The organism is Paraburkholderia ferrariae NBRC 106233, from assembly GCF_000685035.1.
Classification (GTDB): domain Bacteria; phylum Pseudomonadota; class Gammaproteobacteria; order Burkholderiales; family Burkholderiaceae; genus Paraburkholderia; species Paraburkholderia ferrariae.
The window spans coordinates 199,409-214,513 of the sequence record NZ_BAYB01000014.1 but is presented as its reverse complement, the minus strand read 5'-3'; the positions used below and the strand labels follow the sequence as shown (position 1 = coordinate 214,513).

Below are 15,105 nucleotides of genomic sequence, written 5' to 3'. Positions count from 1 at the left end.
CAGAGTCGAAATCATCAAACGCCTGAGCCGGGCCACGCTGACTGGCCCGACTCCGCTTCCCACCCCTGTCTCCACCCCTGTCTTCCCGCCCCTGTCTTCCCGCTTCTGCCTTTCGCTGCACATGCATCAATCAGTACGCACCGCTACCGCGTATCACCACGGAGAACGTCTTGAACAGAATCCCCATGTCTTTCCAGAAGGTCCAGTTCATCACGTACGAAACGTCGAGCGACACACGCGTTGCGTAATCCACATCGTTGCGCCCGCTCACCTGCCAGAGGCCGGTGATCCCGGGCGTCGCCATCAGGTAGTACTTGCTGTCCTCGCCGTAGCGCTCCAGTTCCTGATCGATGATCGGGCGCGGACCCACGAAGCTCATCTCGCCGCGCAGCACGTTCCAGAGCTGCGGCAGCTCGTCGAGGCTCGATCGACGCAGAAAGTGGCCGATCGGCGTCACGCGCACGTCGTTCTTGAGCTTGAATTCGCGCTCCCATTCGGCGCGCGCCTCGGGATCGCGCGCGAGCAGATCCTTGAGCACCTGCTCCGAATTCACCACCATCGAGCGAAACTTCAGACAACGAAACTTCTTCCCGTGGCGCCCCACCCGCGTATGCCCATACAGCACCGGACCGCCGTCGCGGCGCACCACGAGCGCGAGCGCGAAGAGGAGCGGCGAAAACAGCACGATCGCGCTAATGGCGGCCACAATGTCGAACGCGCGCTTCACGGCATGCCCGATAACGGCGCTGCGAACCGCGCCGTCCGGCTCGGCTTCGAGCGCCTCGCTGTGCCACCAGGCGCGCGTGAGGCGCAGCACGCTGAATTCCGAAAAGAACAGCGTGTGCGAAGCCAGCAGCGAAATGCCCGTGGTGAGCGTCCACCAGATGAACCACGGCAACGACAGCAGATGATCGTGATGAATCGCGTAAAGCAGCACGAGACCGCACAGTTGCACCGCGAGCCACGCGAGCGCCGTGCGGCCCGCTACGCTGAAGAGCGAGCGGTTGCCGCGCGAACCGTAGGTTCCGCACGCGGGAAACACCGATAGGGCCAGCGCCGCGCAGAACGCGACCAGCGTGGGGTCCGGGCGATGCGCGGCACCCATCTGCGTGAAATTCAGGTTCAGGTGCACGGCGCAAATGGCGCCCAGCACGATCAGCGCGACATCGACCGTGCGTTGCGTCAATTCAAACGTACGCGGCGTCAGCACAGGCGTACGTTGCGTTAGTTCAGACATGTCCCTACCCCAAAGCGTGTCGTGTTCTCGATAGCTCGTTAAGCCATGGCGACACATTACGGAGTGAGAAAACGGGAAACCGTGCGCAATCCCACCAACTTCGCACGATCCTCTCTGGATCTGCGCGTACGGCTGGCCGATCCTTCTTCCTTGCGCGGCGCGTGACTTGCCGCAATCCTGCGAATTCGTGCGTTGGCGCACTTACGTGCCTTACGAAAGGCCGTCTAATACGATCAAAAGTCGCGTCGCCAGTCAGCCGCTGATCGACCCGCACCGGACCGTGCATGAACCGCAGAAACAGCCACTACCCTTGGGGGACCACCGCATGAAAACGACATTGCGTCGCATTCTGTCCGAATCGGCTCGACTGGCCGTGCCGGTCGACACCCTCGCCGACGACACCAATCTCTACGATGCCGGTTTGTCTTCGCTCGCGACCGTCCATCTGATGCTGGCGATCGAGGACGAGTTCGGCATCGAAATTCCCGACCGCATGCTCACGCGCCGCCTCTTCACGAGCATCGACTCGCTCGCCCAGGCCGTCGGCGAACTCCAGCAGGCCACGACATGAACGCGCCGCTTGCCAGCGCCGTCATGGCGCCCGAACCGGTCCCCGCGCAAACCGAAGAGGCCGCAGCAAACGCCTCGTCGTCGCCGGCGTGGCTCGCTGCCGCCCAGCGCATCGCGCAGGTGGCCGCACAGCACGCCGATCAGGTCGACCGCGAAGCACGCTTTCCGGTGGAGGCCTTCGCCGCGCTCAAGAACGAACGGCTCCTCTCCGTCATGGTTCCCTCTCGCTTCGGCGGCGCCGGCCTCTCGCTCGCGCAGGTCGCGGCGATCTGCGAGGCGCTCGCGCACGGCTGCGCCTCCACGGCCATGATCTACGCCATGCACCAGATCCAGGTGGCCTGCATCATGGAGTACGGCGCCGCGACGCCGTGGCACCAGCACGTGCTGGTGCAGCTCGTCGAGAAACAATGGCTGCTCGCTTCGGCTACGTCGGAAGAAAACATCGGCGGCAGCGTGCGCACGAGCGCCTGCGCGGTCGACGTGGTCGATGGCCGCTTCAGCATCGAAAAGATGGCGCCCACGATTTCGTACGGCGCGCACGCCGAGGGCATTCTCGTCACCGCGCGGCGCACGGCCGAATCGCCCGCCTCCGACCAGGTGCTGATCGTCACGCTGCTGGACGACCTCACGCTCGAAAAGCGCGGCGCGTGGGACTCGATGGGCATGCGCGGCACCTGCAGCGAGGGCTTTCGGCTGCTCGCGCAAGGCGGCGCCGAACAGATCCTGCCCACGCCCTTCGCCGAGATCGCCGACCAGACCATGCTGCCCGTCTCGCACACGCTGTGGGCCGCGGTATGGACCGGGGTTGCCGCCGACGCCGTGGAGCGCGCGAAAGCCTTCGTGCGCGCCCAGGCGCGTGCGAAGCCGGGCGTCCTGCCGCCGGCGGGCATGCGTCTCGCCGAAGCCATGAGCCTCCTGCAGATGATGCAGGCGCGCCTCGCCGTCGCACTCGACGCAGCGCAAGCCGCGCAGCGCGCGCGCGCGGCCGGCGACGACGCGAACGCGCCGCTCTCGGCGCAGCTGCACCACGCCTCGGACATGAACACGCTGAAGATGGGCATCTCCACCACGGCGCTCGCCGTCGTGCAGGAAGTACTGATGATCTGCGGCATGGCCGGCTACAAGTACGGCACCGAATACAGCGTGGCCCGCCATCTGCGCGACCTGTACTCGGCGCCGCTCATGATCAACAACGATCGCATCGCGCAGAACACCGCGAGCCTGTTGCTCGCCCAGCGACCGGCCAGCCCGGGGAGAGCCTGACATGAACACGATGACCGAAACCGCGGCGCTGCAAGCCGCGGCCGGCGCCGACGCGCCCACGTTCCGCGACGAGCTGATCGCTGGCGGCCTGCTGATCGACACGGGCGAGCCCGGCCTCTACGGCCGCAGCCAGGTGTTCGAAGATGTCATCGAACGCCTGAGCGTGGCGATCACGCATCTGGGCGCCGACCAGGCACCCGAGGTGCTGCGCTTTCCGCCCGCCATGCGCCGCACCGACTTCGAGGACAGCGAGTACCTGAAGAATTTCCCGCAGCTCGCCGGCACGGTGCATTCGTTCTGCGGCAACGACGCGGGCCAGATGCGCCTGCTGCGCTGCCTCGACGACGCCATGAAGGAACGCGACGACGACCGCGACGACGCATGGATGGAGCAGCAAAAGCCCACGCGCATCGTGCTGACGCCGGCCGCCTGCTATCCGATCTATCCGGTGATGGCGCGGCGCGGTCCGCTGCCCGCGGAAGGCCGCACGATCGATGTGTACTCCTATTGTTTTCGCCACGAACCTTCGCTCGACCCGGCGCGCATGCAGATGTTCCGTCAACGCGAGTACGTGCGCCTCGGCAACCCCGAACAGGTGATGGCGTTCCGCCAGATGTGGATCGACCGCGGCTCGCTGCTGGTCTCGCTGCTCGCGCTGCCGGTGGACGTGGATCTCGCCAACGACCCGTTCTTCGGCCGCGGCGGCAAGATCGTCGCCGACAGCCAGCGCGCCCAGGCGCTCAAGTTCGAACTGCTGATTCCGGTGGCCAACGCGGACGGCAAGACGGCCTGCCTCTCGTTCAACTACCACATGGATCACTTCGGCGGCATCTGGAAGATCGCCTGCGAGGACGGTTCGACGGCGCATACGGCCTGCGTCGGCTTCGGCATGGAGCGCATCACGCTCGCGCTGTTCAAGCACCATGGCCTCGACGTGAAAGCGTGGCCCGACGACGTGCGCGCGCTGCTGTGGGGCGACACCCAGGCACGCATCGGGCGCGCGCTCGCGGAGGCCGGCGTATGAACGCGCCGGCCGCGAACCTCGCCGTGCCCGCCTGGGACGGCCAGCGCCAGCACAGCTCGCATGCGCTGCACCAGGGCGAGCGCGTGTGGGTGGAAACCAATTGCTACGTCGATCTGTGGATCGAGCTGCTGCACGGCATGGGTTTCGACCCGCGCGCGGCGCTCGCCTTCACGGTCACGCAGGATTTCGAGGGCGACCAGTTCACGTTCTTCAAGTTTCCGCTCGAAGACATCGAACGGCTGTACGGCACCCAGGTCACGGAGCTGGCCATCTACGACTCGCTCGAAGACCGCGTGCTCGCACAAACGCAGCGCGGCCACACGGTGCTCGTCGAAGTGGACGGCTTCTATCTGCCGAACACGCGCGCGACTTCGTACCAGCGCGAGCATCCCAAGACCACGGTGGGCATCGACTTCATCGACCCGCCCGGCAAGCGCCTCGGCTACTTCCACAACACCGGCTACCACACGCTCGCCGGCGACGATTACGACGGCGTGTTCCGCAAGCTGCCGCACCTCACGGCGCGCGCGGAGCTCCTCTTCCCTTACGTGGAATTCGCCAAGCGCGTGCGCGCGCCGCTCGAAGGCAGCGCGCTCGCGGAGGCTTCGGCGGAACTCTTTCGCGGACACCTCGCGCGGCGCCCGCAGCGCAATCCCGTGACCGAGTGGCGCGCGGCGTTTCCGGCGCAGCTCGATACGCTGCTCGCGCGCGGGGAAAGCTACTTCCATGTGTATTCGTTCAACCTGATGCGCCAGTTGGGCGCGAACTTCGAGTTTCTCTCGAAGTACCTCTCATGGCTGGACGCACACGGCGTAGCGATTCCGGAGACGATTGCGGCTTCGGCGCAAAAGGTCTCTTCGGAGGCCATGGTGATGCAGTTCCGGCTGGTGCGCGCGATGGCGCGCAATCGGCGCGACACCTGCGACGATTGCTTCGACGTGCTGGAAGCCGGTTACGAAAACACGCTCGAACCGCTCGCCGCCTGGATGGCGTAGTGGCATGACGAAGCGCTGCGGTTGCCGGGGGGAAGGCCGTGCGTAATCTTTCGCTGTACGACACGAGTGAAACAGCCACGGGCGAGCCGGGGGGCGCGACCGCGCCTGCCCCTGCTCCGGCGCAGGGCAACGACGACATCTGGCCGGCGCCGCTGCATGCAGCTTGGCGTTGCGTTTCGACGCCGGCCGGCGCCTGTGCGACACCCGCGGCACTCGAAACGGCGACGCGCATCGAAGACTGGCTCGACGCCGAAGTGCCGGGCACGATCGCCTCGGCGCTACGCGCCGCGGGCCGGCTCGACACCGAGCGGCCGCCACCCTTTGCCCGACTCGATCACTGGTATCGCTGCACGCTCGACGGACACGGTATGCGCCGCCTGCGCCTGCACGGCCTCGCGTCCGTTGCCGAAGTCTGGCTCGACGAGCGCCTGCTGCTCACCTCCGAGTCGATGTTCGTCGCGCACGACATCGCATTCGAATTGCACGGGCCGGCCACACTGGCGCTGTGCTTCCGCTCGCTCGACGCGGCGCTGGCCGCGCGGCGCACGCGCGCCCGCTGGCGGCCGCGGCTGCTCGACCATGCGGGGCTGCGCAACGTCCGCACCACGCTGCTCGGGCACATGCCCGGCTGGTGCCCGCCGCTCCAGGCTGCGGGGCCATGGCGTCCGATCGAGTTGCTGGCCGGGGCGCCGGATGCGCTGGATGGCGTCGATCTCGCGACCGCGATGGAAGGCGACGACGGCATCGTGAACGTCACCGTGCGTTTCGTGCGCGCCCACGCGACCACGCTCGCGGCGACGCTGCACTGCGGGCAGGCCGAAGGCACGCTGGCATGGCGCGACGCGCACACGCTGCACGGCACGCTGCGCGTGCCGAATGCCGAACGCTGGTGGCCGCATACGCACGGCAGCCCGACGCGTCACGCCGTCACGCTGCAACTGGGGCACCGCGCGATTGCGCTAGGCGAGGTGGGATTTCGTACCATCGAAGTGGATCGCGGCGAAGATGGTAAAGGATTTGGACTACGTATCAATGGCGTTCCGGTATTCTGCCGGGGCGCGTGCTGGACCAGCGCCGATCTCGCGACGCTCGCGGGAACGCAGGCGCAGCTCGAACACACGTTCGCACTCGCGCGCGATGCCGGCATGAACATGATCCGCATAGGCGGCACCATGGTCTACGAGTCGGATGCGTTCTACCGTCTCGCGGATGCGGCGGGCATGCTGGTCTGGCAGGACTTCCCGTTCGCCAACTTCGATTACCCCACCGACGCGGCCTTTACCGCCGCCGTCGAGGCCGAAGCCACGCAGTTTCTTGCACGCACGCGCCGCTACGCCGCGCTCGCCGTGCTGTGCGGCGGCAGCGAGGCCGATCAGCAGGGCGCGATGTTCGGCCTGCCGCCCGAGATGCGCGAGCAGGCGCTCTTCACGCAGCAGTTGCCGTCCATCGTCGCGCGCGAGCGGCCCGACGTGCCCTATGTGAGCAATTCGCCTTCGGGCGGCGTCTGGCCGTTCTCGACGCGCACGGGCGTCACGCACTACTACGGCGTGAGCGCGTACCAGCGCCCGCTCGACGACGCGCGCCGCGCGCAGGTGCGCTTTGCCTCCGAATGCCTCGCTTTCGCCAACGTGCCCGACGACGCCACGCTGCACGACGCGCTCGGCACGATCCACGCGCACGATCCGCGCTGGAAGGCGGCGGTGCCGCGCGACCCCGGCGCGGGCTGGGACTTCGACGACGTGCGCGACCATTACGTGCGCACGCTCTTCGGCGTCGAGCCGAGCCAGGTGCGCTATGAAGATCCGCAGCGCTTTCTCGACCTCTCGCGCGCCGTCGTGGCCGAACTGATGATCGACGTGTTTTCGGAGTGGCGCCGCGCCGGTTCTTCGTGCCGCGGCGGGCTCGTCTGGCAGTTGCAGGATCTGCGCGCGGGCGCGGGCTGGGGCGTGATCGATGCGTGCGGGCGGCCCAAGAGCGCGTGGCATGGACTCGCTCAGGTGCTGCAACCGGTGCAGGCCGTCATCACCGACGAAGGGCTCAACGGCCTCGATATTCACCTCGTCAACGAAGGCACGGCCACGCTCGCGCTCGAACTCGAACTCGTTTGCCTGCGCGATGGCGCGGTGGCGGTGGCTCAGGCCTCGCGCGCGGTCGAACTGGCCGCGCGCAGCGTGCAATGCGTGAGCGCCGCGGAACTGCTGGGGCGCTTCTTCGACTTCACGCATGCCTACCGCTTCGGGCCGCGCGCCCATGAAGTGACGATCGCGACGCTGCGCGATCCGGCAAGCGGCGCGATCGTCGCCGAGGCCTTCCATCTGCCCGAGCGCCGCGCGCTCGAACGGCACGATCTGGGCATCAGCGCTACGCCGCGGCGCGCGGCGCACGGCTGGCAGCTCGTGATCGAGGCGCGCCGCTTCGCGCGCTGCGTGCATATCGCCGACGCCCACTACCGCGCGCGCCGCGACTGGTTTCATCTGGCGCCCAACCGGCCGGTCGTAGTGGATCTCGTGCCGCTCTACGGAGAAGGTGCGCAGGCAAGCGAAACCGCACCAGACGGAGAAGTCCGCGCAATCAATGCGGTTGCACCGGTGTTCTATCGATAAACGGGCTAGATAAACGGGTCGATAAACGGGTCAATAAGCGGGCTCGATAAGCAGGCCCAAAGCGGCGGCGCGGACTGCGCATCTGCGTGCAACGAGACCGCGAGCAGGCCGCGGCCACCTCGCCCCGCTACCCTCTCGCGGGGGAGCCGACGCACGAAGGCGCGCGCTCGGCAATCGGCATGACCCGGCGTTCCGCGCCGCTCGTCAGTTCGTCCTCGCTCGTGAGGCCGGTCAACAGCCAATCCACGAAGTCGTTCATGACCATGTTGCGCGACTCGCGCGTATAGAGCGCATGGTCGAGCTTCGGCAGCACCCGCACCTGCACGTTCGGCAGCGGACGCAGCGCGCGCAATGAAGCGCCCAGCAGCAGGCGCGCCTCCTCGAGCCCGCGGTCCAGTTCGCCATAGACCAGACGCAACTGCACGTTCTTCGCCTGGATCGAGCGCAGCAGCGCACGCGTTTCGTATGCGTCGATCTTCGTGCCCGTGTTGCGCGCAATCCACTCCCTGCCGACGAACGCCCAGCGCCGCAGCAGGATGCGCGATTTGCTCGCGAACCAGTAGCGCTGCAGCGTGCGGCGCGCGAGGGCGCGCGCCGTCGCGAAGCGGCCGGTCGACGTCGATTCCTGCGGCGCCCGCGTGCGTTTTCCGCGGCTCAGGAGCGCGCGCCAATAGGCGAGCGACGAAACATAGCCGTCTTCCTGCGGCGCATCGCTTGTGGGATACCAGACAAACTTCTGGAGATTCACGGCATACGCAGCCACGATATTCGGCTGCATCGCGCAGGACTGCAGGCTCGCAAAGGCACCGCCGCATACGCCGAAAGCGACCACCCTCGCATGGCCGTGCGCGGCCAGCCATTGCGCGCCCGCCGCCGCGTCTTCGCGCGACATCTGCGAGTAAATCGAATCGAGCGTCACGGTTTCGGAAAGCGGCGAGGAATCGCCCTGGCCGCGCAGGTCCATGCGCAGCGAGGCAATACCCAGCGCGGCGAGCCGGCGGGCCACCAGCACCGAAAACCGGCCATCGCCGATGTGGTGCGACGCGCCCGTGCACACGAGCAGCACGGCAGGCGCCCCCGCGCGCGGCGCGCCGGGCTCGCAGGCAATGCCGAAGCAATGGCCGAATACCACGGGCCGCTCGTCCGCGCGTAGCGTGGGCAACGCAAGGGCCGGTTCGGGCGGCACGTTCGCGTGCGCCGCCGGGATACGCGGCCTCGCGTCCTCGGCAAGCCACTCCACCACGCGGCCGAACGCCTCGACCGGTTCGTTGCTGATCAGCGGCTCGAGAAAATAACGATCGGACTCCTGAAAATCTCCTTGCTCGACCGCCACGCCGTGTGATTCGTAGTGGCGTGCGAGCACATCGACGAGATTCGTACCGGTGGAGTCGAGCATCAGCACGCGCCGGGCGGGCGCCTGGGTGTCGCGCAGCAGATCGACGGCGCTCACCCGCGCGATGTCCTCGCCGTGCAGGCCGAAGCCGAATGCTTCGACGTAAGGCTCGTCGTCGGCTATCGGCCGGGCATTCGCGCCGGCCGGCGTGCTGAGCCAGGCCTGGCGGTGCGCGCGCAATTCGCGCAGGTAGCGGCGGCCGGTCACGGGAGGCGCGAGCAGGACCAGGCTGTCGATATTGCCCACGCGTTGCGCGGCGAGCGCAGCGAGCGTGGCACCCAGGCGCGTGCCCACCAGCGCGACGCGCTCCACGCCCGTCCACGCGCGCAGCCGTTCGACCGCCGCTTCGATGCCGGCGAGCCAGGCCTCGAAGCGCCCGGGATCTTCCTCGAAGCCCACCGCGTCGCCCGTGCCGGGATAGTCGAAGCGCAGCGTGGGCAGCCCCGCCTCGGCAAGGCGCGTCGCGAGCTTGCGCCAGCCCCGATGGGTACAGAGCGCGTCATATCCGAACGGATTGCAAAGCACGACCCCCGTGCCGGACTGGGCTGGATGCAGCCAGCCGAAGCAGCCGTCGAAGACAACTGGTTTCATTGGATTCGCCACCGTGTGCTGTGTGACCAGACGTTCGCCGCGGCGACTCCGCGGCCCTGCGGATCGCCCGCCCCTCGCTGCACGCGCACGCCTTCTCCGTATCGCCGGGGCGACGTGCGCTGTAAGGTAAATATAATCTTCCTCCGAATCGCCATCCGTTCGCCTTCGCACACAAGGAGGGCGCCGCAGCAAGTCAAAATGGTCCGGCCGCCAGCCAACGTTTCCGCCGCACCGGCATGGGCACGACGCCCCGCCCCGGCGGCGCGCACGCAAGGAATACGCCGTGAAGCATCCCGCCGCCTCTGTCACATCGTCTGCCGCATCGCCTCTCGCATTGACTGCCGCGCGGGTTGCCGCCACGTCGGCCACCCCATCGCCCGCTGCCCGGCATCTGCGCATCGTCGCGGGAGTCTGCGCACTCGTCTGTGCGCTTGCCCATCTGCCGGCGGCACATGCCGCCGAAGCCGTCCGTGCGATGCCGGCCGAAGCCTTCATCGACACGCTCGCCGTCAACACCCACATCAACTACACGGATGGCGCCTATGCCAACGTGCGCAACGTGGCCGACGATCTGGCGTGGCTCGGCATCCGCCACGTGCGCGATGCCGCGCCCGGCAGCGGTGCCGCGCCGCTTGCGAGCTACGTCTACGTCGCGCAGCGCGGCATCAAGTTCGACTTTCTGATGCACCCGGACATCCCGGTATCGGTCGGGCAAGCCGCGCAACTGAACGCCGCGGTGCCCGGCAGCGTGGTGGCCATCGAAGGCTTCAACGAGATCGACAACTGGCCGGTCACCTACCAGGGCCTCACCGGGGCCGCGGCCGGACTCGCCGCACAGCGCGAGATCTATACGCGCGTGCGCGCCCACCCGCAACTCGCGGGCGTGGCCGTCTACGATCTCACCGGTTACGACGTGAAGCAGGTGGACACGCGCGCGAATGCCGCCGACTATTCGAACCAGCACGTCTATCCGCAAAACGGCGAGCAGCCCACCTATAACGCGAACGGCGACCGGTGGATGGGCGCGGCCGCCGAGGCCGTCAAGAAGTACGGACTGCCCTACGTCATCACCGAATTCGGCTACTTCACCTTGCCGCAGGCGGGCTGGTACATGCTCGGCGTGGACGAGCCGACCCAGGCCAAAGGCGTGCTCAACGGCTATCTGGACGCGGCGGCGGCCGGCGTGAAGCGGACCTACGTCTATGAACTGCTCGACCAGAAGCCCGATCCGGAGAACAAGAGCAACGAGATGCACTACGGCTTCTTTCGCATCGACAACAGTCCGAAGCGAGTGGCGTATGCGATCCGCAATCTCACGTCGATCCTGAAGGCCGGCACCACGCACGGCGCCAAAGGCACGGCAGACGGCGCCAAGGCCGGCGCGCTCGCCTATACGCTCGCGGGCATGCCGGTTTCGGCAAACAGCCTGCTGCTGCAGAAGAAGGACGGCCGCTTCGTGCTCGCGCTCTGGAACGAAACGCCCATCTGGAACCGCGCGACGGGCACGCCGCTCGAAAGTCCGCCCGCGAACGTCGGGCTCGATCTCGGCACGAATGCCAGCCGCATCGACGTGTACGATCCGCTCGTTTCCGCCACGCCGCTCGCGAGCCACCGGGACGTGCGCACGCTCGACGTGGCCGTGCCCGATCACCCGATCCTGCTCGAAATCACGCCGGCCGGCGCGTCGGGCACGTGAGCGCGCCGATCCCGCCGATGCGGGACCCCGGGCCTCTAACCGCGCCTCAGAACCCCGCCGTCTCCACACCCGCGCCCGCTCCGGCGAAAATCGCCTCGCCGGCCGCGGCGCGCGCGATCAGCGCATCGGCGTCGGCAATCGCGATCCCCTGGGCCGCGTACCAAGCGTCGTCGTAGTAGGTGGTCCGATACCGCTCGCCGCTGTCGCACAGAAGGCTCACGATCGAGCCCGCCTCGCCGCGCGCCTTCATGCGCCCGGCCAGATACAGCACGCCGACGAAGTTCGTCCCGGTGGAGCCGCCCACGCGCTTGCCAAGCCGCGCGGCCAGGTAGCGCATCGCCGCGAACGACAGCGCGTCGGGCACCTTCGCCATCGCGTCGATGCAGGTGGGAAGGAACGAGCGCTCCACGCGCGGGCGCCCGATCCCTTCGATGCGCGAGCCCACGCCGAGCGTGAGGCTCGCGTCGGGCTGGCCCGCCAGCACGCTCCTGAAGTAGTCGAAGAACACCGAGTTCTCGGGATCGGCGCACAGCACCCGCGTGGCGTGCCGCCGGTAGGCCACGTAGCGCCCGAGCGTCGCGATCGTGCCGCCGGTGCCCCCGCTCGACACGATCCAGGCCGGCACCGGATGCTCCTCCGCGGCCATCTGCTTGAAGATCGATTCGGCGATGTTGTTGTTCGCGCGCCAGTCGGTCGCGCGCTCGGCGTAGGTGAACTGGTCCATGTAGTGGCCGCCCGCCTCGCGCGCAATGCGGTGCGATTCGGCGTAGATCTTCGAGCCTTGCGCGACGAGATGGCAGCGCCCGCCGTAGAACTCGATCTCCGCGATCTTCATGCGCGAGGTGCTGGCCGGAATCACCGCGACGAAGGGCAAGCCGAGCAGCCGCGCGAAATAGGCCTCCGAAATCGCCGTCGATCCGCTCGACGCCTCGATCACCGTGCTCTTTTCGTTGATCCAGCCGTTGCACAGCGCGTACAGAAAGAGCGAGCGCGCGAGCCGGTGCTTGAGGCTGCCGGTCGGGTGGCTCGACTCGTCCTTGAAGTAGAAGCGGATGTCCGGATAGCCGGGCAGGTCGAGCGGCACCAGGTGGGTGTCGGCGGAACGGTTGAAGTCGGCTTCGATCTTGCGGATCGCTTCGCTAACCCAGGCGGAATGGGGCATGGAAAACCTCGGCTCGATCGGCGCGGGAAGGGACCGGAATGGGCAGTGCGGCACGCCCGGCGCGGCGCCGCCGGAAGCGCGCCCGCGCGGACGATGCGCGCCGCGCAGGCATCATCGCATACCGCGCGTGCGGCAGGGCGGCGCCGCCGTCGCGCCGCACGCCGCCACGGCCCGGCCGCGAGGCGGCCCCGCCGGCTTTGTATAATCGCGCATCCACTCCTCTCGTGCCGCTTTCATGCTTAGTTTCGCGCTCGGTTTCCTCGTCTCGTTGCTGGTCACGCTGCTGATCGTGCGCTACGCGCATCTGCATGAAAAATTCTCCGTCGATTCCGATCTCGCGGGCGTGCAGAAATTTCACGCGCGGCCGGTGCCGCGCATCGGCGGCACCGGCATCCTGGCCGGCCTCGTGGTAGCGGCCGCGCAGCTCTATCACGCGTATCCGGCCGTTGCGGGGGGCATCCTCGGCATCGTCGGGTGCGGGATTCCGGCGTTCGCCTCCGGCCTCGTCGAAGACCTCACCAAGCGCGTCCCGCCGCTCGCGCGCCTCGTCTGCACCATGGCCGCGGCGGCCCTCGCGTATTTCGTGCTCGGCATCGCGGTGACGCGCATCAGCGTCCCGCCGCTCGACTTCCTGCTCTCCTACGCGGCGATCTCGTGCGCCATCACGGTGCTGGCCGTCGCGGCCCTCGCCAACGCGATCAACATCATCGACGGCTTCAACGGCCTCGCCTCGATGGTCGCGTTCATGATGTTCGCCTCGCTCGCCTACGTGGCCTTCCAGGTGCACGATCCGGTGGTGCTCTCGGCCTCGCTCATCATGATGGGCGCCGTGATGGGCTTTTTCATCTGGAACTTCCCGGCCGGGCTGATCTTCCTCGGTGACGGCGGCGCGTATTTCATCGGCTTCATGCTCGCCGAACTGGCCATTCTGCTCGTGATGCGCAACCGCGACGTGTCGGCCTGGTATCCGGTGCTGCTTTTCATGTACCCGATCTTCGAGACCTGCTTCTCGATCTACCGGAAGAAGTTCGTGCGCGGCATGTCGCCCGGCATCCCCGACGGCGTGCATCTGCACATGCTCGTGTACAAGCGCCTCATGCGCTGGGCGGTGGGCGCGCGCACGGCCCGCGAACTCACGCGCCGCAACTCGCTCACCTCGCCCTACCTCTGGCTGCTGTGCCTCGTCGCCGTGATCCCCGCCACGCTGTTCTGGCGCCACACGCTGCATCTGTTCTGCTTCGTGGTGGTTTTCGCGCTGACCTACGTGTGGCTCTACGTGAGCATCGTGCGTTTTCGCTCGCCCAAGTGGCTTGTGGTGCGCAAAACCCATCGGCGTACCTGAGCCCCGCAACAGCAGGCACGCAACGTGCGCCTGGCGCGCGCCCTTTGCCGCCCGGCGCGCGTACAATCCCCCACAGCAACCGGCGCCGCTGCGGCGCCGTCTGCCGCCGGCGGCCCGCACAGCAGGCCGCTTCGTTTAATCGCTGGGGAACCCGTCAAAAAAGGAAAACCGATATGAGCCGTTATCTCGCGTTTGCGCTTGCACTTTTCACGATCACGCTCGCCGCGTGCAACACCATTGCCGGTGCAGGCCAGGATCTTTCGAAGGGCGGCCAGGCCATCACGGACGAAGCCGACAAGGCCAAATAACCCATTCCCCGGCGCGGCGGCACACCGGCCGCCCGCCACCGCCGCACGCGCATGGCATGTTGCATGTTGCACATCACATGTCGCATGCCGCGCATTGCATGTCCCATATTGCCTGTTCCATATTACGCGCTGGCTTTTCGCTCAACTCGCGTTCGCAAGCCCCGCCCCCTCTCCCACCTTCCCGCCCCGCCGCGCAAGCTCCGCTTCCAGCCGCCGCACCCGCTCCTCGCGCTCGACCGCCTGCGCTTCCAGCGTTTCGATGCGCGCCTCGCGCTGCGCGAGCGCGGCTTCGACCTCGCGGGCGTCGAAGCGCTGCGGAATGTGCTGAGGACAGTTCATATCCCACGCCTGAACCGTCAGCACGATTGCGCGCTCCGGCCGCGCCCGGTAGTCCTCGGGCATCAGCCGCGCGATCAGTTCGGCGTCGTCCACGGCGCGCGCCGTGCCCCAGATCTTCACGCGCCGACGCCGCGCGTAATCGATCAGGAAGAGATGCACTTTCGGATTGTCCGCAAGGTTGCCGAGCGTGATGTATTGCCGGTTGCCGCTGAAATTCGCAAACGCGATGGTGTGCTCGTCGAGCACGTGCAGGAAGCCCGCGGGGCCGCCGCGGTGCTGGATGTACGGCTGGCCGTCCGCGTTGGCGGTGGCGAGAAACACGCTCGTCTGCGCCTCGATGAATTCGCGAATGTCGGCGCCGAAGCCGGTGCGCCAGCCGTGCTCCGACTCCACGCGCGCGTACATCTCGCGCGAACCCAGGCGCTGCTGCATCGCCTTCACGGTGGGCGTGAACGCTACGTCGCTCGGATAGCGGGGGGCGGCTGATGTCATGTCGGGCTCCTGCGGATCGTGCCGGTCGCGGCAATCGGAGGCTCCACCTTAGGCGCTTGCACGGAGAAAGAGAATCCACCGAAAGCGGGA

At 67.5% G+C, this 15,105-nt stretch carries 12 protein-coding genes; 8 read left to right on the top strand and 4 right to left on the bottom strand.

The window, feature by feature from the left end; genetic code table 11:
- Positions 1-130: 130 nt before the first annotated feature.
- Complete coding sequence (locus tag BFE01S_RS17665) at positions 131-1,237, bottom strand: sugar transferase (protein ID WP_042337868.1); 1,107 nt, start codon at positions 1,235-1,237, stop codon at positions 131-133.
- Between the two features lie 325 nt (positions 1,238-1,562).
- On the opposite strand from BFE01S_RS17665, the gene BFE01S_RS17660 reads away from it, so the two are divergent.
- From BFE01S_RS17660 to BFE01S_RS17640, 5 genes are read left to right on the top strand one after another with little or no spacing between them, the layout of a single operon-like run.
- Positions 1,563-1,808 (top strand): acyl carrier protein, encoded by a 246-nt coding sequence (locus BFE01S_RS17660; protein ID WP_028226657.1) that lies wholly within the window; start codon positions 1,563-1,565, stop codon positions 1,806-1,808.
- Positions 1,805-3,070: an acyl-CoA dehydrogenase family protein gene (locus tag BFE01S_RS17655; protein ID WP_028226656.1), complete on the top strand. Its 1,266-nt coding sequence runs from the start codon at positions 1,805-1,807 to the stop codon at positions 3,068-3,070. Before BFE01S_RS17660 ends, BFE01S_RS17655 begins: the two co-directional genes overlap by 4 nt.
- Before the next feature lies 1 nt (position 3,071).
- Positions 3,072-4,094, top strand: coding sequence for an amino acid--[acyl-carrier-protein] ligase (locus BFE01S_RS17650; RefSeq protein ID WP_028226655.1), 1,023 nt, complete (start codon positions 3,072-3,074; stop codon positions 4,092-4,094).
- Positions 4,091-5,089 (top strand): DUF1839 family protein, encoded by a 999-nt coding sequence (locus BFE01S_RS39095; protein WP_042337866.1) that lies wholly within the window; start codon positions 4,091-4,093, stop codon positions 5,087-5,089. Before BFE01S_RS17650 ends, BFE01S_RS39095 begins: the two co-directional genes overlap by 4 nt.
- A gap of 38 nt (positions 5,090-5,127) precedes the next feature.
- Positions 5,128-7,692, top strand: coding sequence for a glycosyl hydrolase 2 galactose-binding domain-containing protein (locus tag BFE01S_RS17640; protein ID WP_028226654.1), 2,565 nt, complete (start codon positions 5,128-5,130; stop codon positions 7,690-7,692).
- Between the two features lie 127 nt (positions 7,693-7,819).
- Here the strand turns inward: BFE01S_RS17640 and BFE01S_RS39090 are convergent, their stop codons facing one another.
- A complete protein-coding gene (locus BFE01S_RS39090) occupies positions 7,820-9,676 on the bottom strand; it encodes a serine aminopeptidase domain-containing protein (protein ID WP_052420916.1) in 1,857 nt (618 codons plus the stop codon).
- 283 nt (positions 9,677-9,959) lie between these two features.
- Between BFE01S_RS39090 and BFE01S_RS17630 the strand changes: the two genes are divergently transcribed.
- Entirely contained in the window at positions 9,960-11,372 is a 1,413-nt protein-coding gene (locus BFE01S_RS17630) for a hypothetical protein (protein ID WP_028226653.1), read from the top strand.
- A gap of 46 nt (positions 11,373-11,418) precedes the next feature.
- Here BFE01S_RS17630 and BFE01S_RS17625 read toward each other — a convergent pair whose 3' ends face one another.
- Positions 11,419-12,534: a PLP-dependent cysteine synthase family protein gene (locus BFE01S_RS17625; RefSeq protein WP_028226652.1), complete on the bottom strand. Its 1,116-nt coding sequence runs from the start codon at positions 12,532-12,534 to the stop codon at positions 11,419-11,421.
- 235 nt (positions 12,535-12,769) lie between these two features.
- On the opposite strand from BFE01S_RS17625, the gene BFE01S_RS17615 reads away from it, so the two are divergent.
- Together BFE01S_RS17615 and BFE01S_RS17610 are read left to right on the top strand one after the other, a co-directional pair.
- Complete coding sequence (locus tag BFE01S_RS17615) at positions 12,770-13,876, top strand: MraY family glycosyltransferase (protein ID WP_028226650.1); 1,107 nt, start codon at positions 12,770-12,772, stop codon at positions 13,874-13,876.
- Between the two features lie 173 nt (positions 13,877-14,049).
- Entirely contained in the window at positions 14,050-14,184 is a 135-nt protein-coding gene (locus BFE01S_RS17610; protein ID WP_028226649.1) for an entericidin A/B family lipoprotein, read from the top strand.
- A 141-nt stretch (positions 14,185-14,325) separates the two neighbouring features.
- On the opposite strand, the gene BFE01S_RS39085 is transcribed toward BFE01S_RS17610, so the two are convergent.
- Positions 14,326-15,015: a pyridoxamine 5'-phosphate oxidase family protein gene (locus BFE01S_RS39085; RefSeq protein WP_042337865.1), complete on the bottom strand. Its 690-nt coding sequence runs from the start codon at positions 15,013-15,015 to the stop codon at positions 14,326-14,328.
- Between the last annotated feature and the right edge of the window lie 90 nt (positions 15,016-15,105).

What these genes read in the sequence shown, in the direction of transcription:
- BFE01S_RS39095 (WP_042337866.1), top strand. Translation starts at nt 4,091, where the DNA reads ATGAACGCGCCGGCCGCGAACCTCGCCGTGCCCGCCTGGGACGGCCAG.
- BFE01S_RS17655 (WP_028226656.1), top strand. Translation starts at nt 1,805, where the DNA reads ATGAACGCGCCGCTTGCCAGCGCCGTCATGGCGCCCGAACCGGTCCCC.
- BFE01S_RS39090 (WP_052420916.1), bottom strand. Translation starts at nt 9,676, where the DNA reads ATGAAACCAGTTGTCTTCGACGGCTGCTTCGGCTGGCTGCATCCAGCC.
- BFE01S_RS17610 (WP_028226649.1), top strand. Translation starts at nt 14,050, where the DNA reads ATGAGCCGTTATCTCGCGTTTGCGCTTGCACTTTTCACGATCACGCTC.
- BFE01S_RS39085 (WP_042337865.1), bottom strand. Translation starts at nt 15,015, where the DNA reads ATGACATCAGCCGCCCCCCGCTATCCGAGCGACGTAGCGTTCACGCCC.
- BFE01S_RS17650 (WP_028226655.1), top strand. Translation starts at nt 3,072, where the DNA reads ATGAACACGATGACCGAAACCGCGGCGCTGCAAGCCGCGGCCGGCGCC.
- BFE01S_RS17660 (WP_028226657.1), top strand. Translation starts at nt 1,563, where the DNA reads ATGAAAACGACATTGCGTCGCATTCTGTCCGAATCGGCTCGACTGGCC.
- BFE01S_RS17665 (WP_042337868.1), bottom strand. Translation starts at nt 1,237, where the DNA reads ATGTCTGAACTAACGCAACGTACGCCTGTGCTGACGCCGCGTACGTTT.
- BFE01S_RS17625 (WP_028226652.1), bottom strand. Translation starts at nt 12,534, where the DNA reads ATGCCCCATTCCGCCTGGGTTAGCGAAGCGATCCGCAAGATCGAAGCC.
- BFE01S_RS17615 (WP_028226650.1), top strand. Translation starts at nt 12,770, where the DNA reads ATGCTTAGTTTCGCGCTCGGTTTCCTCGTCTCGTTGCTGGTCACGCTG.